Annotated in this window: 1 pseudogene; it reads left to right on the top strand. The window is 74.3% G+C overall.

Annotation, left to right across the window (positions count from 1 at the left end):
- Positions 1–334: pseudogene (locus tag A7G45_RS14875) on the top strand (Rieske (2Fe-2S) protein); the annotation flags it as partial.

Consider the following 334-nt stretch of genomic DNA (forward strand, 5'->3'; position numbering starts at 1 on the left):
GCCCGACGACTTCGATGCGGCGCAGATGCGTACCGCGATCGACCTGCAGGCCGCCCGGCCCGGCGCCGACGAGCCACGACCGGATTTCCTCGCCGACCTGCAGAGCCGACTCGCCGCGCAGTTCGACGGCGACGACGCGCCGCCGCCCACCTGGCTGCGCGCCAACCGTCGTCAGGTGATCGTCGGGACGTCGGCGGCCGCCAGTGCCGCAGTCGCCGCAGTGGCGGTCGACCGGGCGTTGATGAGCGGCCGCGGTGAGCCGGCGAAGCAGGACACCGCGAGCCAGGAGCTGGTTCCGGCCGCCGGCAGCTGGCAGAAGGTCGCCGACAGCTCC

This window comes from Mycolicibacterium llatzerense, from assembly GCF_025331195.1.
GTDB classification, from domain to species: Bacteria; Actinomycetota; Actinomycetes; order Mycobacteriales; family Mycobacteriaceae; genus Mycobacterium; species Mycobacterium llatzerense.